At 67.4% G+C, this 21502-nt stretch carries 18 protein-coding genes and 1 tRNA gene; 13 read left to right on the forward strand and 6 right to left on the reverse strand.

What is annotated here, in order from left to right; genetic code table 11:
* Nucleotides 1–58: 58 nt before the first annotated feature.
* The 3 genes from grpE to KCTC_RS07820 form a co-directional block, all read right to left on the reverse strand.
* Nucleotides 59–649, reverse strand: a complete 591-nt coding sequence (gene grpE / locus KCTC_RS07810) for a nucleotide exchange factor GrpE (RefSeq protein WP_231998636.1) — start codon at nucleotides 647–649, stop codon at nucleotides 59–61.
* Nucleotides 646–2484: a molecular chaperone DnaK gene (dnaK, locus tag KCTC_RS07815; protein WP_125568338.1), complete on the reverse strand. Its 1839-nt coding sequence runs from the start codon at nucleotides 2482–2484 to the stop codon at nucleotides 646–648. The genes grpE and dnaK overlap by 4 nt, the downstream gene beginning before the upstream one ends.
* A gap of 300 nt (nucleotides 2485–2784) precedes the next feature.
* Nucleotides 2785–3396, reverse strand: coding sequence for a hypothetical protein (locus KCTC_RS07820; RefSeq protein ID WP_125568339.1), 612 nt, complete (start codon nucleotides 3394–3396; stop codon nucleotides 2785–2787).
* Between the two features lie 58 nt (nucleotides 3397–3454).
* Here KCTC_RS07820 and KCTC_RS07825 point away from each other — a divergent pair, with 58 nt between their 5' ends.
* The 5 genes from KCTC_RS07825 to KCTC_RS15160 all read left to right on the forward strand — a co-directional run bounded on the left by KCTC_RS07825 (nucleotide 3455) and on the right by KCTC_RS15160 (nucleotide 12409).
* The gene (locus KCTC_RS07825) at nucleotides 3455–4537 is read left to right on the forward strand and encodes an HpcH/HpaI aldolase/citrate lyase family protein (protein WP_125568341.1); all 1083 of its coding nucleotides are present in this window, start codon (nucleotides 3455–3457) and stop codon (nucleotides 4535–4537) included.
* A 2-nt stretch (nucleotides 4538–4539) separates the two neighbouring features.
* Nucleotides 4540–5400 (forward strand): HpcH/HpaI aldolase/citrate lyase family protein, encoded by an 861-nt coding sequence (locus tag KCTC_RS07830; RefSeq protein WP_164512528.1) that lies wholly within the window; start codon nucleotides 4540–4542, stop codon nucleotides 5398–5400.
* A gap of 78 nt (nucleotides 5401–5478) precedes the next feature.
* Complete coding sequence (locus KCTC_RS14900) at nucleotides 5479–7932, forward strand: hypothetical protein (RefSeq protein WP_125568343.1); 2454 nt, start codon at nucleotides 5479–5481, stop codon at nucleotides 7930–7932.
* A 12-nt stretch (nucleotides 7933–7944) separates the two neighbouring features.
* On the forward strand, nucleotides 7945–9105 hold the full coding sequence (locus tag KCTC_RS07840) for an MFS transporter (protein WP_231998637.1): 1161 nt from the start codon (nucleotides 7945–7947) through the stop codon (nucleotides 9103–9105).
* 94 nt (nucleotides 9106–9199) lie between these two features.
* Complete coding sequence (locus tag KCTC_RS15160) at nucleotides 9200–12409, forward strand: (Fe-S)-binding protein (RefSeq protein WP_125568345.1); 3210 nt, start codon at nucleotides 9200–9202, stop codon at nucleotides 12407–12409.
* Between the two features lie 216 nt (nucleotides 12410–12625).
* Here KCTC_RS15160 and KCTC_RS07850 read toward each other — a convergent pair whose 3' ends face one another.
* Complete coding sequence (locus tag KCTC_RS07850; RefSeq protein WP_125568347.1) at nucleotides 12626–13234, reverse strand: NAD(P)-dependent oxidoreductase; 609 nt, start codon at nucleotides 13232–13234, stop codon at nucleotides 12626–12628.
* Nucleotides 13235–13335: 101 nt separating this feature from the next.
* Here KCTC_RS07850 and KCTC_RS07855 point away from each other — a divergent pair, with 101 nt between their 5' ends.
* Entirely contained in the window at nucleotides 13336–14196 is an 861-nt protein-coding gene (locus tag KCTC_RS07855) for a helix-turn-helix domain-containing protein (protein ID WP_164512529.1), read from the forward strand.
* Here the strand turns inward: KCTC_RS07855 and dcd are convergent.
* The gene (gene dcd, locus KCTC_RS07860; RefSeq protein WP_125568351.1) at nucleotides 14187–14762 is read right to left on the reverse strand and encodes a dCTP deaminase; all 576 of its coding nucleotides are present in this window, start codon (nucleotides 14760–14762) and stop codon (nucleotides 14187–14189) included. The genes KCTC_RS07855 and dcd overlap by 10 nt on opposite strands.
* Nucleotides 14763–14829: 67 nt before the next feature.
* On the opposite strand from dcd, the gene KCTC_RS07865 reads away from it, so the two are divergent.
* Both KCTC_RS07865 and KCTC_RS07870 read left to right on the forward strand, forming a co-directional pair.
* The gene (locus KCTC_RS07865) at nucleotides 14830–15600 is read left to right on the forward strand and encodes an SGNH/GDSL hydrolase family protein (protein WP_197715161.1); all 771 of its coding nucleotides are present in this window, start codon (nucleotides 14830–14832) and stop codon (nucleotides 15598–15600) included.
* Nucleotides 15601–15640: 40 nt separating this feature from the next.
* Nucleotides 15641–15716: transfer RNA gene (locus KCTC_RS07870), tRNA-Gly, on the forward strand.
* A 21-nt stretch (nucleotides 15717–15737) separates the two neighbouring features.
* Here KCTC_RS07870 and KCTC_RS07875 read toward each other — a convergent pair.
* Complete coding sequence (locus KCTC_RS07875; protein ID WP_125568355.1) at nucleotides 15738–16661, reverse strand: esterase/lipase family protein; 924 nt, start codon at nucleotides 16659–16661, stop codon at nucleotides 15738–15740.
* Between the two features lie 47 nt (nucleotides 16662–16708).
* On the opposite strand from KCTC_RS07875, the gene KCTC_RS07880 reads away from it, so the two are divergent.
* The 5 genes from KCTC_RS07880 (at nucleotide 16709) to KCTC_RS07900 (ending at nucleotide 21485) form a co-directional block, all read left to right on the forward strand.
* Nucleotides 16709–17323 carry a DUF2461 domain-containing protein gene (locus KCTC_RS07880; RefSeq protein WP_125568357.1) on the forward strand — a complete coding sequence of 205 codons (615 nt, stop codon included), beginning with the start codon at nucleotides 16709–16711 and terminating at the stop codon, nucleotides 17321–17323.
* Nucleotides 17324–17378: 55 nt separating this feature from the next.
* Complete coding sequence (locus KCTC_RS07885; RefSeq protein ID WP_125568359.1) at nucleotides 17379–17870, forward strand: PH domain-containing protein; 492 nt, start codon at nucleotides 17379–17381, stop codon at nucleotides 17868–17870.
* A 98-nt stretch (nucleotides 17871–17968) separates the two neighbouring features.
* Nucleotides 17969–19828, forward strand: a complete 1860-nt coding sequence (locus tag KCTC_RS07890; protein WP_125568361.1) for an acyl-CoA dehydrogenase — start codon at nucleotides 17969–17971, stop codon at nucleotides 19826–19828.
* Nucleotides 19829–19955: 127 nt separating this feature from the next.
* The gene (locus KCTC_RS07895; protein WP_125568363.1) at nucleotides 19956–20552 is read left to right on the forward strand and encodes a LysE/ArgO family amino acid transporter; all 597 of its coding nucleotides are present in this window, start codon (nucleotides 19956–19958) and stop codon (nucleotides 20550–20552) included.
* A 27-nt stretch (nucleotides 20553–20579) separates the two neighbouring features.
* The gene (locus KCTC_RS07900; protein WP_125568365.1) at nucleotides 20580–21485 is read left to right on the forward strand and encodes an oxidoreductase; all 906 of its coding nucleotides are present in this window, start codon (nucleotides 20580–20582) and stop codon (nucleotides 21483–21485) included.
* Nucleotides 21486–21502: the final 17 nt, after the last annotated feature.

Genomic DNA, 21502 nt, shown 5'->3' on the forward strand with positions numbered 1-21502 from the left:
GGGCGGCGCGTACGCGATCCGCTCACCTCTCGAACCGAACTTCTTCACCTTTCGATCTCTATTCGGGGTCGACGACGAGGACCTGGGCGGCGCGTACGACGCGGTCGCCGATCCGGTAGCCGGACTTCGCCAGCAACTTGATCGTGGTGACCTCGACGTCCGGGTCGGTGCCCAGATGGCTGAGCGCCTCGTGGAACGTCGGGTCGAACGGCTCGCCGACCTCGCCGAACTTCGCGAGCCCCTGTGCTGCCACGACCCGCTCGAGCTGGTCGGCGACCTGCTTCAGGTCCTCACCCAGGTCGCCGTGCTCGCGGGCACGGTCGATGGTGTCGAGGACCTCGACGATCGGCGAGAGCGCCCGGTACGCCGCGTTCTCCGCGATCAGGTCGCGGTCGCGATCGACACGACGCTTGTAGTTCACGTACTCGGCCTGCAGACGCTGGAGGTCCTCGGTGAGCTCGGCGACGCGTGCATCGAGGAGTGCGTCGATCGACTGGGTGTCCACCGGCACTTCCACCTCGGTGTCAGGGATCGGCTCGTCCGTCGGGTCGACGTTCAGGGTGTATGCCGATTCCGGCTGAGGGGCCGGGGTCTCCTCGACCCCGGCCACCTCCTCCGGCTGCTCGCCGTTCAGCGGCTGATCGGTCACTTGCCGTCCTCGTCGACGATCTCGGCGTCGACCACGTCGTCGTCCGACTCGCCGGTCGCTCCGGTGGAGCCACCCGCAGCCGAGGCATCCGCGTCAGCGGCGGCGTACAGGGCCGCGCCGAGCTTCTGCGAGGACTGACCGAGCTTGGCGATCGCCGTCTCGAGCTCCTCCTTGGTGGCGTCCTCCTTGGCGAGGACCTCCTTGAGCGCATCGACGTCGCCCTGGACCTCGGTCTTGAGGTCGTCGGCCAACTTGTCGGCGTTCTCGGTGAGGAACTTCTCGGTCGAGTAGACCAGCGAGTCCCCCTGGTTGCGGGCTTCGACGGACTCACGACGGGCGGCGTCCTCGGCGGCGTACTGCTCCGCCTCCTTCACCATCCGGTCGATCTCGTCCTTCGACAGGGCTGAGCCACCCGAGATGGTCATGGACTGCTCCTTGCCGGAGGCGGTGTCCTTGGCCGTCACGTGCACGATGCCGTTGGCGTCGATGTCGAAGGTGACCTCGATCTTCGGGATGCCCCGCGGTGCCGGCGGCAGACCGGTGAGCTCGAAGTTGCCGAGGGCCTGGTTCTGGGCCCAGATCGCACGCTCGCCCTGGGCGACCTTGATCTCCACCGACGGCTGGTTGTCGTCGGCGGTGGTGAAGACCTCTGAACGCTTGGTCGGGATCGTGGTGTTGCGCTCGATCAGGGTGGTGAAGACGCCGCCCTTGGTCTCGATGCCCAGCGAGAGCGGGGTGACGTCGAGCAGGAGTACGTCCTTGACCTCGCCGCGGAGCACGCCGGCCTGCAGCGCGGCACCGACGGCCACGACCTCGTCCGGGTTGACACCCTTGTTCGGCTGCTTGCCGCCGAGCAGGCTGGTCACAACCTCGGTGACCGCCGGCATACGGGTGGAGCCACCGACGAGGACGACGTGGTCGATGTCCTTGATCGCGATGCCGCCGTCCTTGAGGACCTGCTGGAACGGAACCTTCGTACGCTCCAGAAGGTCCTCGGTCAGCTTCTGGAACTCCGAGCGCGAGAGACGCTCCTCGAAGTGCAGCGGGCCGTTCTCGCCGTGGGTGATGTACGGCAGGTGCACGGTGGTGTCGCTGGAGGACGAGAGCTCGATCTTCGCCTTCTCAGCCGCCTCCTCAAGGCGCTGAAGGGCAATCTTGTCGGCCGAGAGGTCGACGCCGTGAGCGGCCTTGAACTTCTTGACCATCCACTCCACGACGCGGGCGTCCCAGTCGTCACCACCGAGGTGGTTGTCACCGGAGGTCGCCTTGACCTCGACGACACCGTCGCCGATCTCGAGCAGGGACACGTCGAAGGTGCCGCCACCGAGGTCGAAGACGAGGATCGTCTGGTCGTCACCCTTGTCCAGGCCGTACGCGAGCGCAGCCGCGGTCGGCTCGTTGACGATGCGCGCCACGCTCAGGCCCGCGATCTCGCCGGCCTCCTTGGTGGCCTGGCGCTGGGCGTCGTTGAAGTACGCCGGGACGGTGATGACGGCGTCGGTGACGGTCTCACCGAGGTATGCCTCGGCGTCCCGCTTGAGCTTCTGGAGGACGAACGCGCTGATCTGCTGCGGCGTGAAGTCCTTGCCGTCGATGTCGACCTTCCAGTCGGTGCCCATGTGGCGCTTGACCGACTTGATGGTGCGGTCGACGTTGGTCACGGCCTGACGCTTGGCGACCTCGCCGACGAGCACCTCGCCCGACTTGCTGAATGCGACGACCGACGGCGTCGTACGCGCGCCCTCGGCGTTGGTGATGACGGTGGGCTCGCCACCCTCCAGAACTGACACCACGGAGTTGGTGGTGCCGAGGTCGATGCCGACCGCTCGTGCCATGGGATTTCCTCCTGTTGGGCGCTGAATGTCTCCATCCTGCGCCGCTCGTCCTGATCTGGCAATTTAGTTGAGTCGGAATGACTCAACTTCACTGAGTGCAACGGGCGACTTCAGGAAAAGATTCCCCTCAGAAGGGGAAATCTGCGAGCCAGGGGCCACAACCGGCCCCGACCCAGCCAGGACACGCCGGCGCGGTCGGCGAGTCGGCACACATTCCGGGCCCGATGCGGCCGTCCGGTTCTCCGTCGATCAGCGATGCCAGGGCCGCCAGCGGAAATACGCGCCCACGGCTCTGCCGACTCAGCCGACATTGACGGAGACGGAGTTGCTCACGTCGCCGTTGCTGACATTGCGTACCCGGAACTGCTCGAGGCCCTTGCCCGTCGGCGTGATCGACCCGGAGAACAACCCGCCCCCGACGACGAACTGGCCGGTCTGACCCGGCGGAGCGAAATCGACCCAGGTGCCGGTGACGAGTTGTTGCACCTGGAGCACCGCACCCTCACCCTGCGGATACGTGCCACTCAGATCCAGCAGGATCGTGACGTTGCGCTCCCCGCTCTGCAGGTTGATCGGGAACACCCCGGACTGGTCGGACGGCAGCGGCTGACTCGAGACGGTCGGAGTTGAGGAGTCGGTGTACTCATCAGTCGGCGTGGCACTGGCGGTCGGCGGCACGGATCGCAGCACGACCGGCTGCAACTGGTTCGGTTCCGACGTGAAGGGCGGCATCGACAGCGTCATCCCGGAGTCGATCGCACTGCGATCGCGACCGATGGCCGACGTCTTCACCGCCACCGCCACGGCACCCGCGGCGACGACTCCACCGATGACGGCAACCAGCACGAGAGCGCGTACGCCCGCGGCAATCGGCCGGTCCTGCATGGTGGCCCTCCCCGAGTCAGTGGACACGGGCGCATTCTGCCCCGCGAGGGAACGGTACGCTGCCGGGGTTCGTGAGGAGACTGACATGAGCCTGAAGAGCCCCAAGGCCTTCTTCGCCCCACTCGCTGTGGGCGCCCCCCAACCGCTGCGTGAGATCCCGGCCCGTCCGAGCCGCGCGATCCACTTCTTCGACCCGTCCAACCCGAAGATGGTCGACAAGATCCCGCAGATGGTCGGGACCGTGGACGTACTCCTGGGCAACCTCGAGGACGCGGTCAAGGCGGACAAGAAGATCGACGCCCGCAACGGCCTGATCGAGATCGCGAAGAACACCGACTTCGGTCCGACCCAGCTGTGGACCCGGATCAACTCGCTCGACTCGCCGTGGGTCCTGGACGACCTCAACGAGCTCATCCCGGCGATCGGCCAGAAGCTCGACGTCGTCATGGTCCCGAAGGTCCAGGGACCCGAGGACATCCACTACATCGACCGGATCCTGGCCCAGCTCGAGGCCAAGGCCGGGATCACCAAGCCGATCCTCGTCCACGCGATCCTGGAGACGGCTCGTGGTGTGGCCGAGGTCGAAGCCATCGCGCTCGCCTCCCCGCGTATGCAGGGCATCTCGCTCGGCCCGGCCGACCTGGCTGCGGACCGCAAGATGAAGACCACCCGCGTCGGCGGCGGCCACCCCGGCTATCTCGTACGCCAGGACGCACCGAAGGGCGCGGACGGGACCGCCGACATCCACGCGGCCCGCGCAATCTTCCAGCAGGACCTGTGGCACTACACGATCGCCAAGATGGTCGATGCCTGCGCCGCCGCCGGGATCTACCCGTACTACGGCCCGTTCGGCGACATCACCGACGTGGTCGCCTGCGAGGACCAGTTCCGCAACGCCTTCCTGCTCGGCTGCGTCGGCACCTGGTCGCTGCATCCCAAGCAGATCGAGATCGCCAACCGTGTCTTCTCCCCTTCGGTCGAGGACATCAAGCACGCCCGCCGCGTGGTCGCTGCCATGGGCGACGGCACCGGTGCCGTGATGCTCGACGGCAAGATGGAGGACGACGCCTCGCTCAAGCAGTGCCTCGTACTCGTCAAGCTGGCCGAGGAGCTCGCGGCGATCGACCCTGCTCTCAAGGCGACGTACGACGCGATCGAGGTGGACTGACCGTGACTGAATTTCGTCCCCGCCGCTCGGTCCTCTATATGCCGAGCTCCAACGAGCGCGCCCTGGAGAAGGCCAAGACCCTCGCCGTGGACGCGCTGATCCTCGACCTCGAGGACGCCGTCGCGCCGGACGCCAAGGCCGAGGGCCGCGTGAACGCCTGCGCGGCCGTCACCTCCGGTGAGTACGGCGCCAAGGAGCTCGCGATCCGCATCAACGGAGCCGACACCGAGTGGCACGTCGAGGATCTCAAGGCCGCGGCCGCCGCCGGCCCGCACGCGATCCTCGTACCGAAGGTGAACTCCGCCGACGAGGTCCGCTCGCTGGTCGCGTCGATGGAGGCAGCGGGCGTCCCCGAGTCGACGAAGCTCTGGGCGATGATCGAGAGCCCGTACGCGATCCTGCACGCCGAGGAGATCATGGGTGCCTCCGAGCGCCTCACCGTTCTCGTCCTCGGCACCAACGACCTGGTCAAGGAACTCTTCGTCGACCACGTCCCCGGTCGTACCAACCTGGTGACGTCGCTGCAGCTCGCGGTCCTGGCTGCACGCGCCACCGGCAAGGTCATCCTCGACGGCGTCTACAACAACGTGAAGGACGAGGACGGCTTCCTCGCGGAGGTCGAACAGGGCCGTCAGTACGGCTTCGACGGCAAGACGATCATTCACCCGGGCCAGATCGAGGGCGCGAACAACGGTTTCGCTCCGTCGCCGGAAGCCGTCGAGAACGCCAAGGGCCTGATCGAGGCCTGGGACGCGCGTACGACCGGCGTCGCCACGTACAACGGCAAGCTCGTCGAGAGCCTTCACGTCGAGTCGGCGCAGCGTACGCTCTCTATCGCGGAGGCCATCGCCTCACTGGGATGATCAGGTATACGTGACGATAGTCACGGAGAACCGTTGAACATTCCGGGCGGTCGCCGTCCCGGATTCTTGGAGGAAGTCTTGGCGGGCAACGAAGAACACCCGTTTGCCAGCATCGTTGCTGCGTATCGCGAGTCGCAGGCGCCTGCCCCCGACACGGACGACGCTGCGACGGAGACTGCACCCATCGACGAACCGGCCGTTGTCGCCGCCTCACCCCAGGCTGCGACCGTCGAGCAGCCCGCTCCGATCCAGGAGCCGGCTGCCGTGGAGACCGCCGCAGCCTCCGAAGAGCTGACCGACGACCCGACCCCGGCCGAGCCGACTGCGACATCGGCCGCCGAACCTGCAGCCGAGACAGACGTCGTGGCGCCCGTCGAGGAGCCAACCCCGGCCATGGCGGCCGAGGATGTCCCGGAGGCCGAGAAACCGTCAGCACTCGTGGACCCGTTCAAGAGCATCCTCGCGGCGTACTACGCCCAGAGTGTCGAGGAACCGTCGGCGCCGAAGGTTGACCCAGCGCCTGTCGACACTCAGCCAGAACCGGAGCCGGTCGAGCCCGAGGCGGTCGAGCCCGAGCCCGTTGTCGAAGCATCCGACGCAGCGGCGAGCGTTCTGGCGGCGTACTACGCCGACCCACCCGAAACACCCGCGGACGTGTCCGCCGTTGAGCCTGCCGCTGAAGCCAGCGCAGAGCCGTTCGTGACCCCCGAGGAACCGGCCATCGTCGACGCCGTCGAGATGCCGGCGGAGATCGCGGCCGTCGAGGAGCCCCCTGCGGACGAGCCCGAGCCCCCGTCCGACGCGCATGCGACGGGCGCCTGGGGCCGCCACGCGGTGCCCGCGGCCGCAACTGGAGCGGCGGCGAGCGTTCTCGCTGCGTACTACGCCGGCTCGCCGGAAACGCCTGAGGACGTGCCGGCCGCTGAGCCTGTCGATGAAGCCGCCCGCTCAGTCATCGAGACCGCAGCTGCCGAGGCCGCACCGACCAGCACCGACGCCACCGCTGTGCTGCCCACGGTCACCGACACCAGCTTCCTCGCCACCCCGGCAAATCCGCTGGGCAACCGGCCGGCCAGCCGGGGCTGGGGCGAGCAGGCGCTCGCAGCTGCGGCGGGCGGAGCGACCTCGCCGATCGAGCCGGCCAACGAAACCCTGCCGGCGGCAGTACAGCACCGAGCGACCGAGTTCATCGACACCTCAGCTGAGGAGGAGAAGAACAAGGAACGCTCCGAGGCGCGTCGCAAGTTCCTCATGCTGGCTCCGATCGGCGCCATCGCGGCACTGGCCGTCCTTGCCGTCCTCCTGTGGAACGGCGACAAGTCCACGCCGAAGTCCACCCAGTCCCCGTCGACGACACCGTCGATCGTCCTCGTGGGCAGCCCGCTCAAGCGCACGCAGGAGGCGTACGCCAGCGTGCTGACCCGGTTCAACAATGCCAACGACGCCGGCAGTGCCGTGGTCGCCGGCGGTGCCGCTCACGACACGCTCAAGCTCCTGAAGGACTTCAAGGGCGCGACCGCTCACGAGAAGGCCCTGCTCGCCGCCGAGCGGGCCCACCTCACCTCGCTCTCCGACCTCGCGACCGCCTCGCCCGGCGGTTTCGGCGGAGCGGCGGGTCAGGCGAAGAACGCTCTCGCGGCGGTACGGAAGGCTGCCGCCGCAGACCCCAAGGCCGGAGCGCCCAACGGCAGCGCGGCGACGGCCCAGGCGATCGACCTGCTCGGCGAGGGCAACGTCAACAAGCTCCAGGTCTCGCTCAACAGCCTGGTCTCGCGCGCAGACACCGCCCTGCTCACCGCGCAACTCCGCGGTGTCGCTTCGGACGCGGCCGGGGATGCCGACGCGGCCAACAGCATCTCGTCGGTCATCAAGAACCCGAGCGTGCAGACCACCGCATCGCAGTTGGCCACCAAGTTCTCCGCCATGGCGCCGATGGCTCGGCTCAGCGGCGACACCCTGAGCGACTGGTACAACATTCGGCCCGGAATGGCCTCCGCGTTGGGCGCGGACCCGGTCAACCACATCGACAACCTGATCGCGAGCGCGAAGCAGAAGATCGCGGCGTGGCAGGCGAATCAGGGCAACAACGCGGACACGCAGGCCATCAACGCGTACGCCAGCGCGATGCGGTCGCACTTCGGGGCATTCGGCAGCGCACTCGGCCAGATCCCGTCGCTCAACCCCGGCGAGAGTTGCTCCGCGGGTGCAAAGGACGGCACCCGATCCCGCGCCGGCAACGCCGCCCTCGCGGTCAGCCGGGCCGCCTTCGGCGGCAATCCGCCGGCCTCGCTCGTGGCCGCCCACAACTCCTTGGTCAACGCGATCAACGCCGGCACTGCCGCAGCCACGGCGGGCCAGAACGTCACCGTCCTCTGCGGCAACGGCACCTACGGTTCCAGCAGTGACTGGGGCACGTACTCCAACAACATCTGGATCAAGGGTGGTTGGGGCGGCAAGGTCGGTGCCTGGGAGTCGGCGGTCTCCGCCGCGTTGCAGCAAGCCTCGGCGTCCGGCACCAAGCCGGTCGTCTGACACCTCGAACTGGTGAGCTCCCGCCCCTGGACGATCCTCGGCGTCAGCACGTTCGCCCAGACGGCCGCCTCGGCCTCGATGAGCGGTGCGCCGTTCCTGATTCCGGCGCTGCACCATCAGGGTCTGACGGTGGCACAGGCGTCGCTGCTCGTCGCCGCGCCTGTAGCCGGCGTGATGCTCACGCTGGTCGCGTGGGGATGGTTCGCCGACCACGTCGGTGAACGCGTGGCGCTCATGGCTGGCCTGTCGCTCACGGTCCTGGCCGACGTGGGTGCAGCCTTCGCCCATTCGCACCTCCTCCTCGGCATCTGCTGGCTGATCGCCGGTGCGTCCGCGGCGGCCGTCCCGTCTGCCAGCGGCCGCGTGGTGGTCGGCTGGTTCCCCCCGCACCGCCGCGGACTGGCGATGGGCATTCGACAGATGGCACAGCCCGCCGGGTTGGCCGTCGCCTCAGCGACGCTTCCTGCGGTCGCGGCGGCGTACGACCTGCGGACGGCGCTCCTGATCCCGGCTGCCTTCGCGGCGGCCGCACTGGTCGCCGTGGCGATCTGGGTGGTCGATCCGCCTCGCGGGGAACGCACGGCACACGTCGCGACGAATCCATACCGGGGAGACCTCTTCCTGACCCGCGTACACGTCGTGTCGGTGCTGTTGGTGATTCCTCAGTTCGTGGTGTGGACGTTCTCGCTCGTCTGGCTCGTCGACGGTCGCGGATGGGCACCGGCCGCCGCCGGGCTTGCGGTCTCGATCGCCAATCTCCTCGGCGCCTTCGGTCGCATTGCCGCGGGCCAACTGTCGGATGCCGTTGCCAGCCGGATGCGGCCGATCAGGTGGATCGCGTACGCCGCTGCAGCGACGATGACCATCCTGGGCCTCATCGCCGGTGGACCGATCTGGGTCGCGGTCGCCGTGATGTTCATCGCATCCGTACTGACCGTGGCGGACAACGGCCTCGCCTTCACCGCTGTCGCCGAACGCGCCGGGCCCTGGTGGAGCGGGCGCGCCCTCGGCGTCCAGAACACCTCCCAGTTCCTCGCCAGCGCGATCGTCGCGCCGCTCGGCGGCCTCGCGATCACCCATCTCGGCTTCGGGTGGACGTTCGGCCTGGCCGCGATCCCTGCACTCGCGGCGATCGCACTGGTGCCGGTACGCGACGAACGTCCGCTGAGTTAGGTCCGGCTCGGCTGGCCGGTCGGCCCGCCGCGGACGATAGGATCCGGGTCATCGTGGGCGCCCTGCGCCCGCCGGCAGATCCAGAGGAGTCGCCTTGCTGCAGACCATCGCCATCGTGGTGAGCCTGGCCATCAGCGCCGTAGCCATCTTCCTGACGGTCAAGGCCGTCCGGTCGATGCTCGCGGTGATCAAGGTCGGGCAACCGGCCGTTGGCCGCACCGACAAGCCGGGCAAGCGCCTGCTGACCATGCTGAAGGAGACCGCGCTCCACACCCGGATGCTGCAGTGGACCTGGGTCGGCATTCTGCACTGGTTCGCCTTCGCGGCGTTCCTGATCCTCTCGACTGCCGTCATGCAGGGCCTGGTCCAGCTCTTCGACCCGGAGTTCTCGTGGCCTCTGATCGGTCACTTCTTCCTCTTCGAGTGGGTCGAGGAGTTCATCGGTCTCCTCGGTGCGGTCGCGATCCTCCCGCTCATCGCGTACCGCCTGATGCACCGCCCCGGCACCATGTCGGCCCGGCGTACGCGTTTCTACGGCTCGACCATGTGGCAGGCGTACTTCGTCGAAGCGATGGTCTTCATCGAGTCGATCGCGATCCTGTTCATCCGCGGCGCGGAGCGGAACCTCGAGCGGCTCACCGAGCCGGGCAAGTACTCCGACTTCCACTACCCGCTGTCGCAGGGCTTCTCGGGCCTCTACTCCACGACCAACGAGCACGACATCAAGAACGCCATCGTCGTGATCGCAGCGTTCAAGGTGATCTCGGCGATGGTCTGGCTGATCGTCATCTCCTCGAACCTGACGATGGGTGTCGCCTGGCACCGCTTCACCGCTTGGTTCAACATCTACTTCAAGCGCGAGTCGACCGGCCGCGACACTGACGGCGCGACTCTGGCGCTGGGCGCACTCAAGCCGCTCGTCTCGGCCGGCAAGGTGATCACCCTCGAGGACGTCGACGACCTCGATGAGGACGCGAAGCTCGGTGTCGGCGCGATCGAGGACTTCTCCTGGAAGGGCATCCTCGACTTCACCACCTGCACGGAGTGTGGCCGTTGCCAGTCGCAGTGCCCGGCGTGGAACACGGAGAAGCCGCTCTCCCCGAAGCTCATGATGATGGGCCTGCGCCAGCACGCGTACGAGAAGGCCGCCGGTGTCGAGGGTGCTGCCGACCGTCAGCTCGTCGGCGCGGTCGACCTCGAGGACGGTCACCTCGATGACGCCCAGTCGTACTTCTACAACCCCGAGGGCGGCAACTTCGTCATCTCCGAAGACGCCCTGTGGTCCTGCACGACCTGTGGTGCCTGTGTCCAGCAGTGTCCGGTCGACATCGAGCACGTCGACCACTTCGTCGACATGCGTCGCTACCAGGTGCTGGTCGAGTCGAACTTCCCGTCCGAGCTCAACGGCCTCTTCAAGGGCCTGGAGAACAAGGGCAACCCGTGGAACATGGCGCCGAACGCCCGTATGGACTGGGCCAAGGACCTGCCGTTCGACGTCAACATTGTTGGTGAAGACATCGATGACCTGGACAGCGTCGAGTGGCTGTTCTGGATCGGTTGCGCCGGTGCGTACGAGGACCGCGCGAAGAAGACGGCCCGCGCCGTCGCCGAGCTCCTCAACATCTCCGGCACCACATTCGGCGTGCTCGGCAATGGCGAGACGTGTACGGGTGACTCCGCGCGTCGCGCCGGCAACGAGTTCCTGTTCCAGAGCCTGGCGGCCCAGAACGTGGAGACGTTCAAGGAGTTCAAGGTCAAGAAGGTCGTCTCGACCTGTGCTCACTGCTTCAACACGTTGAAGAACGAGTACAAGGAGTTCGGTATCGAACTCGAGGTCGTGCACCACACCCAGCTGCTGAACCGCCTCGTACGCGAGAAGAAGCTCAAGCCGGTTGCCGGCGGCGCCGGCGCGCACAGCCGCTCGATCACGTACCACGACCCCTGCTACATCGGTCGTCACAACGGTGTCTACAACCCGCCTCGCGAGCTGCTGGAGATCCTTCCCGGCGCCAAGGTCGTCGAGATGGAGCGCAACTCCGAGAAGTCCTTCTGCTGTGGCGCCGGTGGCGCCCGGATGTGGATGGAGGAGACGATCGGTGAGCGGATCAACCTCAACCGCACGGCCGAGGCCGTCGGTACGAACGCCGACCAGATCGCTGTCGGTTGCCCGTTCTGCCGCGTGATGTTGGCCGATGGTCTGACGAAGATGCAGGCCGACGGCGCTGCTCGCGAAGAGGTCGAGGTCCTCGACGTCGCGCAGATGCTGCTGGCATCGGTCAAGGGCGAGCAGGCCACCAAGTTGCTTCCGGGTCAGGGAACGCCCGTCGGCGCCCCCGTTGCTGCTCCGCCTGCCGCTCCCGTCACCGCGCCGGCTGCTGCTGTCGCGGTCGAGGAAGCTCCGGCTGCTCCGGTGGCACCCGCAGGTCCGGCTGGTGGCTCGCTCTTCGGCGACGCCCCGGCTGCGGCTCCGGCAGCTCCTGCCTCGACTGGTTCGTCCCTCTTCGATGCTGTTCCGGCTGCTCCCGCCGAGACCAAGCCGGCTGGTGGGTCGCTGTTCGACACCCCGGCGTCCACGGGCGGATCGCTGTTCGACACCCCAGCACCGGCGGCAGAGTCGGCGCCGGCGACTGGTGGCTCGCTCTTCGACGTCGCTCCGACCGAAACCGCCCCGGCTGCTGCGCCTGTGGCTCCTGCGGAGCCCGCAGAGCTTGCGTCGGACCTCAACGCCGGCGGTTCGCTGTTTGATCTGGCGCCGACCGAGGCCGCTCCGGCTGCCGTACCGGCCGCTCCCGCCGAGGCACCGAAGGCGGCCGAACCCGCAGCCCCGGCTCAGGACCTGAACTCGGGTGGCTCGCTGTTCGACCTCTCCGCGCCGGCTGCTCCAGCTGCTCCTCCGACCCCGGCGGTCGAGGAGCCGAAGGTCGCGGCACCTGCCGCAGAGGCTCCAGCAGCTCCCGCGTCGAGCGGTGCTGCGAGTGCGCCAGCCACGGACGTGGACATCCACGCGATGGGTTCGCTGTTCGACATCGCGGCTCCGGCCGGCGGTGTCGCTGCTGCGCCCGCTGCAGATGAACCTGTCGTAGCCGCGGTGCCGGAAACCGCTCCGGCGGAGGAAACTCCGTCGGAGGCTGTCGCCGAGGTACCGACCGATGCCGCGCCAGCAGATGAGCCGGTGGAGACCTCGACCGAGGCGGAGCCAGCCGCGGCGCCGACACCGGCCGAGGCCCCGAAGTCATCAGGCGCGACGAACACGCCGCGTACCGACGCCGACATCCACGGTGCAGGCTCGCTGTTCGATCTCTGATCGCAGGCAACTGAAAGGCCCGCTCCCCCACATGAGGGGAGCGGGCCTTTCGTCGTCCTGCGGGTGCTGATTCACTCCGATCGGTGACGGAGGTCCCGACGGCGGTCAACGTCGAAGCTTTCGGTCACCTGGTGGCTGAAACCTTCGACATTGAGCGCCAGGTGCCGTGAGGTAGCCGACCGAATTGCCACGCGGAGAGCGCTCCGTCCGTCACCATCAGTAGGCGACGTGGAGGCGCTTGTTCTTGTGCTTTCCGTTCTCGATCTCGTCGACGTACGCCTTGGCGTAGTCGGCTCCACCGATGGTCGAGTTCCCCTCGGCGTCGGTGATCAGCACGTCATCCGACACGCGGTACGAGCCGGTCTTCTCACCCTCGGCCCAGGCGCCGAAGGCCGCGGCCGGCGAGACGTAGAACCACTCGGCGTCCTTGGCGTCTGCCCGAAGCGCATCCAGCACCGCGCCGTGCGCCAGCGCGACGGCTTTGTACTCCGCGGGGAAGGTCGGTGTCTCGACGAGCTGCGGCCCGCCCTCGGCGACGAGCGTCGAACCCGCACCGCCGACGAAGCTCAGCCGCGCTCCACCGGTGCGCGCGCCCTCCAGGAGAGTCGGCAGAGCGTCGAGGAGACCGTCAGGCTGGGTCGCAATGACGATCTGGTCGTGGTCGCGGGCGACGCCGTTCACGAAGTCGGCATCGGCGAACGAGCCCTGGAGGTCCGCCCCCGCAGAGCGAGAGATGACCGAAACGGTGTGGCCGCGCTCAGCAGCCTCGCGTGCGATGTGGCCGCCGGCGTACCCGGTGCCTCCGAAAATGGCGATCTTGGCCATGTCTGTGTCCTCTCCATGGGGTTGCTTGTAGAGGGTTCAACGGTGAAATCGGTCCGCCCCATCCCTCAAATGCGGTCGGTGGGCGACGTACGATGGTAAATATGCGACACGCTGCGATCACTCCGGTCGCCTACCAGCCTCCCGAGGGCAAGGCCGGCGAGGTCGAGGTGACCACCGTCGCGACGATGCTGGCGCGCGGCGGGGCGCAGTTGTTCGACCACGTGCAGCGCCCGGAGTTCAACTTCGTGCTCCTCACCACCCGTGGCCGCGGAACCCACATGCTCGACTTCACCGACCATCCGCTCACGCCGGGTTCGGTTCTCTGGGTACGCCCGGGGCAGGTCCAGCGGTGGGGCGACACAGCGGCGTACGACGCGTGGGTACTCATCTTCCCGGCCGGACTGTTGGCGACCACCACCGCACAGCTCACTGAGGCAGGCTCACCCGGCGCGCCGTGTTGGTGGTCGCCGGGCGACGCGGCGGCTGCAGACGCGGCGACCTTGGTCGAGGCGATCGCCTCCCTGGCCGACGACGCATCGATCCCCCGAGAGCTGCGTGCCGCGACCCTGACGCACCTGCTCTCGGCGATGCTGCTCCGGCTCACCGCGCAGGCGCGTACACGCCCGGACGCACCGACCGGCTCCGAACCCTGGGTCGCCTTCCGCGACCTGCTGGACCGGGAGCACGTACGCCATCACGACGTCGCCTGGTACGCCCAACGCCTCGGCTGGTCCACACGGACGCTGGCGCGAGCGGCGCGAGTGGCCACCGGCAAGAGCCCCAAGGATCTGATCGACGAGCGCGTACTCCTCGAGGCGCGGCGCTTGCTGGCACACACGGACCTCACCGTCAGGCGGGTGGGTGAATCAACCGGCTTCGACGACGCGTCGAACTTCGGCGCCTGGTTCAGGCTGCGGACCGGTCAGACCCCGAAGGAGTTCCGCCGACAGGCTCAGATCTGAGTCCGATGGAAGTTCTGGAAGGACCGCGAGGCGGTCGGACCGCGCTGGCCCTGATACCGCGAGCCGTACTTGGCCGACCCGTACGGGTTCTCCGAGGCCGACGTCAGCTTGAAGAAGCAGAACTGACCGATCTTCATCCCCGGATAGAGCTTGATCGGCAGGGTCGCGACGTTGGCGAGCTCCAGCGTCACGTGCCCCGAGAAGCCCGGGTCGACGAAGCCGGCGGTGGCATGGGTCAGCAGGCCGAGGCGCCCGAGGGAGGACTTCCCCTCGACACGAGCAGCGATGTCGTTCGGGAGAGTGATGACCTCATAGGTCGAGGCGAGGACGAACTCTCCCGGGTGCAGGATGAACGGCTCGTCACCCTCGGTCTCGACCATGCGGGTCAGGTCGGACTGGTCGGCGGCCGGATCGATCGCGGCGTACTTGTGGTTGTCGAAGACCCGGAAGAAGCGGTCCAGGCGTACGTCGATCGACGAGGGCTGGAGCATCTCCTGGTCCCACGGGGCGAGCTTGATCCGCTCGGCATCGATCTCGGCGAGGATGTCCCGGTCACTCAACAGCACGCGCCACACGCTACCTGTTGCGCACGTCACGCTCACGCGCAGCCACGGATCGGCCACAATCGAGAACGTGACTTTTCATCGGTACGTGGCACTGGGGGACTCGTTCACCGAAGGCGTGGGCGATCCGTCCCCGACCGCGCCCAACGGGTGGCTCGGCTGGGCCGACCGCGTCGCCGGAGCCCTGGCAGCCAGGACGGATGACTTCGCGTACGCCAACCTGGCGATCCGCGGCCGCAAACTGCCGGCGATTCTGGCCGAGCAGGTCGAGCCGGCGATCGCGTTGCAGCCGGACCTGATCTCCATCCATGGCGGCGGCAACGACCTGCTGCGACCCAACATCGACATCGACGCGCTCGCGGCCGCGTACGACGAGGCAATCGGTCGGCTGGCCGCCAACGGCACCCACGTGATGATGTTCACCGTCGCGGATCCGGGCCTCAACTCGGCCATCAAAGTCATCCGCGGACGTACCGCGATCTTCAACGAGTGGATCCGCGAGATCGCGGAGAAGCACGACGCGACGCTGGTCGACACCTGGCGGATGCGCGGCTGGAAGGTCGCCGAGGTGATGGACGTGGACCGTCTGCACCTGAACCCGGTCGGCCATCAGAACATCGCCATTGCCGCGCTCGATGCGCTCGGCGTCGAGCACGACCTGCAAGCCCTGCCGGTCGTCGAGGCTTCCGAACTGACCCGGCGCGAACAGCGGGCGGTCGACATCGCCTGGGCTCGCGACCACTTGGCTCCGTGGGTGAAGCGCCGGATCACCGGCCGCTCGTCAGGTGACGGCGTGAGCCCGAAGTATCCGGTTCTGACTCCGCTCCACCCGGTGGGATAGCATCGCCCCGCACCCGCTGCTGCAAGGCGAGCGGGGGTACGCGGACGTAGCTCAGTTGGTAGAGCGCAACCTTCCCAAGGTTGATGTCGCGAGTTCGAGTCTCGTCGTCCGCTCCACTGATTCCCGCCGTGCCGGGGCTAGAAGCCCCCGACGAACGGCAGCACCAGACTGCAGGTCACCGGCTTGGCGTGCGCCGGGTCCAGAGTGTTGAGCACGATCTGGGTGGCGTTGCGGTCAGCCGCGATCTCGAAGTGCTCGGTGTAGTCCATCGCGCAGACGTTCTGCAGCACGTAGTTCTTCATGCCGGACTGCAGACCGCTGGTGTACGGCACGACCAGCTCGTCGTACTTGCTGGTGATGTTCGTGTAGCGGACCCCCGGTGTCGCCACGACCCCTCCGGCCCGGATCTTCCCCATGAACGCCGACGTCGGCGCGAATTCGCCGCAGGCTACGCAGACCGGCACCAACGTGTCGACCGGGACGCCGCCGACTGCCGCCAGCACGCTGGCCGCGGCGGAGACATTGGTCCCGTGCCACAGCGGAGCGAGCGAGATGTAGTTGTCGACGTACTTCGCACCGCCGAGGTAACGCACGTAGTACTGCGGCATCAACGTGCCCTGCGAGTGCCCGACGAGGTCGACCTTGGTGGCACCGGTCGCCTTGAGCACCTTCGCGACGAACGCGGCCAACTGCTTGGCGCTCTGCTCCATCGGACCCATTCCGCCGGCGACGTACGAGATCGGCAGGTTGCCGTACGTGCCGTAGGTCAGGGCGAACACGCAGTAGCCGTTGTTCTTCAGCAGCGGCCCGTACGTCTGCCAGTTGGTCGCCTGGTTGCCGATCGTGCCGTGGACGAGGATGACCGGCCGCGGGTGCGCGGCGCTGGGCTTGCAGGTCCAGATGTTCGTGCCCGGCGCGTTGGCACCGGGGGCACCTCCGGCGATCGCCGACGGCAGGAATTGGTACGGCACCGGCAGCGGTGCGGTCGCCGCACGAGCAGGGCCGATCAAGGAGGCAAGGGTGACAAGGCTCACGGCAGCAGCAAGCAGCATTCGGCGCATCATCCGATCGTAGGTGCCCGGACCCGTCTGAGAGGCAGAATGTGTCGGTGACCTTCTCCGGCATCCCGATCGCGGCGCTCGATTTCTATGACGATCTCGAACAGGACAACACCAAGACCTTCTGGGAAGCCCACAAACACGTGTACCAGGAGTCGGTGCTGGAGCCGATGAAGGCGCTGACCGGGGCACTGGCCGAGGAATTCGGGTCCGCCAAGATCTTCCGGCCGTATCGGGACGTCCGCTTCGCCAAGGACAAGACTCCGTACAAGACCGCACAGGGCGCGTTCGTCGGCGTCGCACCCGAGACCGGCTTCTACGTGCAGATCTCAGCTGCGGGTGTACGCACCGGGGCGGGCAGTTATCACCTCGAACCGACCCGACTCGCTCACTTCCGTGCCGATGTCGCCAACGAGCTCCGGGGGCCGGAGTTGGAGCGGATCCTGGCGGAGTTGGGTGCGTACGAGATCGGCGGCGAGACGCTCAAGACGACACCGAAGGGCTACGACAAGGAGCACCCGCGGCTTGAGCTCCTGCGGCACAAGTCGCTGACTGCGGGTCGGAACCTGGGCTTCGAAGCGGTCATCCACACGCCGGAGTTGCTCGATGTCGTACGCGCTGACTGGCAATCGCTGACGCCGCTCGTCGAGTGGCTGTCGCGCTGACCTGACCGTCGTGATTCGCCTCATCTGGTGATGCGCGCAGTGCCATGATGCGACCATGGCGATCTCTCCCCGGCTGCTCAGCGACGGCGAATCCGTCGTACTCAGCGTGCGTACGCACCCCAAGGCGCTGGTGCTTCCGGGACTTGCCCTGACCGTCCTCCTCGCGATCGGCATCACCGCACAGGTCGAGCTGCACTCCGCGGTCCTTCGCTACCTCATCTGGGCCGTCGCCCTGGTCGGCGCCATCTGGTTCTTCGTCCGGCCGCTCCTGACGTGGTTGGCCGCGACGTACACGATCACCAATCACCGGTTGCTCACCCGCCATGGCGTCCTCACCCGCCGCGGCCACGACATCCCGCTCACCAGGATCAGCGACGTCGCGTACGAGATGGATCTGCTGGATCGCCTGCTCGGCTGCGGCACGCTCAGGATCAGCGATGCCAGCACCGACGGGGAGGTCACCCTGCCGGACATCCCGCACGTCGAGGACGTCCAGCGCACGCTCAACGAATTGATCCAGCGCGGCAGTGGCGCAACACACACCTGAGCGCAAACACGCCGTCTTGCAAGCACTTGCAAGCGGATTTATGATTCCTAAGTTACTGGCGAGTAGCCTTTTCGGCTCCGACACACAAAGGTGAATCTGTGACTCACTACAAGAGCAACCTCCGCGACATCGAGTTCAACCTCTTCGAGGTCTTCGGACGCGACAAGGTCTACGGCACCGGTCCGTTCGCCGAGCTCGACGTGGACACCGCCAAGGAGATCCTGGCGCAGATCGAGCGTCTCTCGAGCAACGAGCTGAGCTCCTCCTACGTCGAGGGTGACCGCACCCCGCCGGTCTTCGACCCGAAGACCAACACGGCCCCGGTCCCGCCGCTGTTCAAGAAGTCGTACGACGCCCTCGTCGAGTCGGGCATGTGGGCCATCCAGACCCCGTCCGCCATCGGCGGCATGGACGCACCGGCCTCGCTCGTGTGGGGCTCCGGCGAGATGATGCTCGGCGCGAACGCCCCGGTGTGGATGTTCTGCATCGGCCCGTTCTTCGCGAGCGTCGTCTACAAGAACGCCAACGGCGTCGAGCGTGACATCAAGATCGCCAAGCACATGGTCGAGCGCATGTGGGGCGCCACCATGGTCCTGACCGAGCCCGAGGCCGGTTCGGACGTCGGCAACGGCAAGACGTACGCCACCGACAACGGTGACGGCACCTGGAACATCTCCGGCGTGAAGCGCTTCATCACCAGCGCCGAGTCGGACCTGCAGGAGAACATCGTCCACCTCGTCCTCGCCCGCCCGCGCGGCGTGGACGGCGTCGGCGGCCCGGGCACGAAGGGCCTCTCGCTCTTCCTCGTCCCGAAGTTCCACTTCGACGTCGAGACCGGTGAGCTCACCGGCGAGCGCAACGGTGCGTACGTCACGAACGTCGAGCACAAGATGGGCATCAAGGCCTCCAACACCTGCGAGATCACCTTCGGCGACCCGCAGATCGGCGGCGGCGAGGCGGCCCGCGGTTACCTCCTCGGCGAGGTCCACGACGGCATCCGTCAGATGTTCGATGTCATCGAGAACGCTCGCATGATGGTGGGTACGAAGGCGATCGCGACGCTGTCGACCGGTTACCTCAACGCGCTCGAGTTCGCGAAGAGCCGCGTCCAGGGTGCCGACCTCACCGACGCTGCGAAGGACGCCCCCCGTGTGACGATCACGCACCACCCGGACGTCCGCCGCTCGCTGCTGGTGCAGAAGACGCACGCCGAGGGCATGCGCGCGCTGGTCCACTACACGACCTCGTGGCAGGACGACGTCCTGATCTCCAAGGCGAACGGCGAGAAGAACGAGCTCGCGGAGGCGGTCAACGACCTGCTCCTCCCGATCGTCAAGGGCTACGGCTCGGAGCGGTCGTGGGTGCTCCTCGGCACCGAGTCGCTGCAGACCCTCGGTGGCTCGGGCTTCCTCCAGGAGTACCCGATCGAGCAGTACATCCGTGACGCCAAGATCGACTCGATCTACGAGGGCACCACGGCGATCCAGGGCCAGGACTTCTTCTTCCGCAAGATCGTGAAGAACCAGGGCGCCGCGCTGGGCCACCTGTCCAACGAGATCAAGGCGACCATCGATGCTGCGTCGCAGGCCGAGCTGAAGGAGACGTACGCGCTCCTCCAGACCGCCCTGGATGACGTCACCGCGATCGTCGGCCACATGTTCAACGACCTGATGTCGGCTCAGAACGAGATCCGCAACATCTACAAGGTCGCTCAGAACACCTCGCGTCTGCTGCTGGCCGTCGGCGACCTCGTCGTCAGTTGGCTGCTCGTCCGCCAGGCGGAGGTCGCGCTCGAGGCGCTGGCCACCAACGCCGGCAAGGACACCGACTTCTACACCGGCAAGGTCGCGGGCGCGAAGTTCTTCGGCTCGTACGTGCTGCCGAAGTTGACGTCGGAGCGCGCGATCGCGGAGTCGATCGACAACTCGATCATGGACCTCCCGCTCGAGGCCTTCTGATCGCAGGCGCCTCGGCGCCGACATCCTCCACGCCCCGTCCGGCGCCGCATCCTCCAGATGCGGCTCGGGCGGGGCGTCGGTGCTTTCCGGTGTCGGTTGCACCGGCCGCGGCGCCTAAGGTGCACGGGTGGCTGGTCTCGTCGTCGTCGGTTTCTTCACCGGACTCTCGCTGATCATCGCGATCGGGGCGCAGAACGCGTACGTGCTCCGACAGGGGATCCTCCGCTCCCACGTGCTGCCACTGGTCGCCCTGTGCGCACTGTCCGACGTCGTCCTGGAGTTCTCCGGGGTGGCCGGCATCGGTGTCCTCATCACGAACGCTTCGTGGGTCCTGACCGTCGTGCGATGGTTCGGCGTCGCCTTCCTGCTCTGGTACGCGGCATCGTCGCTTCGTCGTGCCCGGCACGCAACTGGCCTGGCGGCTGCGGCCGGCGAACCGCCCCGCAAGGTCCTGGTCCGAGCGGCGGCGCTCACCTGGCTGAATCCGCACGTCTATCTGGACACCGTGATCCTGCTGGGCTCGATCGCGAACGCCCACGGCAGCAGCGGTCGGTGGTGGTTCGCCGCCGGCTCGGCACTGGGCAGCATCGTCTGGTTCACGCTTCTGGGCTATGGGGCGCGCCTGCTGGCTCCGCTCCTGGCGCGACCGCGGGCCTGGCAGATCCTGGACGTCCTCATTGCGATCCTGATGGTGGGTATCGCCGCCGGACTCGCATTCCCCTAGTCATCGGGCCGGGACTAGGTTTGAGCCATGCCGTGGACCACTGCTCAGATCCCGAACCTTTCCGGCAGGACCGCTCTGGTCACCGGCCCGAGCACCGGCGGGATCGGCTTCTACACCGCCCGTGAACTGGCTCGCGCGGGCGCACACGTCCTCCTCGCGGGGCGTACGCCGGCCAAGTTGGACGAGGCGGCAGCGGCGATCAGCGCCGAGGTGCCGAAGGCGTCCACAGCGCCGGTCGTCGTCGACATGGCTTCACTGGAGTCGATCCGGTCGGCAGCGGCCTCGGTCACCGGTCCGTTGGACATCCTGGTCAACAACGCCGGCGTGATGGCGACGCCGCACACCCGCACCGTCGACGGGTTCGAGCAGCAGTTCGGCACCAACCACCTCGGCCCGTTCCTGCTGACCGGACTCCTGCTCCCCCAGCTCGCCGAGGCGGGCGGCCGCGTGGTCAACGTCGCCAGCATCGGTCACAACGCCGCCGTACGTGCGCCCCTGCGGGACCCGTCGGTCGCCCCGCAGGTCTACAGCCGCTGGCAGGCGTACTTCCAGTCGAAACTGGCGAACCTCTACTTCACCTATGAGGGCGCTCGCCGCTTCGCCGCAGCCGGCCTCGACGTGAGCACGTATGCAGCCCACCCCGGTTTCGCCGGGACCCACCTGGTCGGGAACGGGACCAGTTTCGGGTTCCTGTCGGCACCGGGCGATCGGGCCTACAAAGCGATGTCGCAGTCAGCCGAGGACGGCGCCCAGCCGTCGCTGATGGCGGCCACGGCCGAGCTGCCCTCGGGCACGTTCGTCGGCCCGTCCCGTCGGATGACTCTCATCGGCCACCCCGAGGTGCAGAAGTCGTCCAAGCTCTCCTACAACGAGGCGTACGCCGCCCGGCTGTGGGAGATCTCGGAGAAGGCCACCGGAATCACCTACCCCTGACAATCTTCCGAACGTTC

It is taken from the genome of Nocardioides baekrokdamisoli, assembly GCF_003945325.1.
Lineage (GTDB): Bacteria > Actinomycetota > Actinomycetes > Propionibacteriales > Nocardioidaceae > Nocardioides > Nocardioides baekrokdamisoli.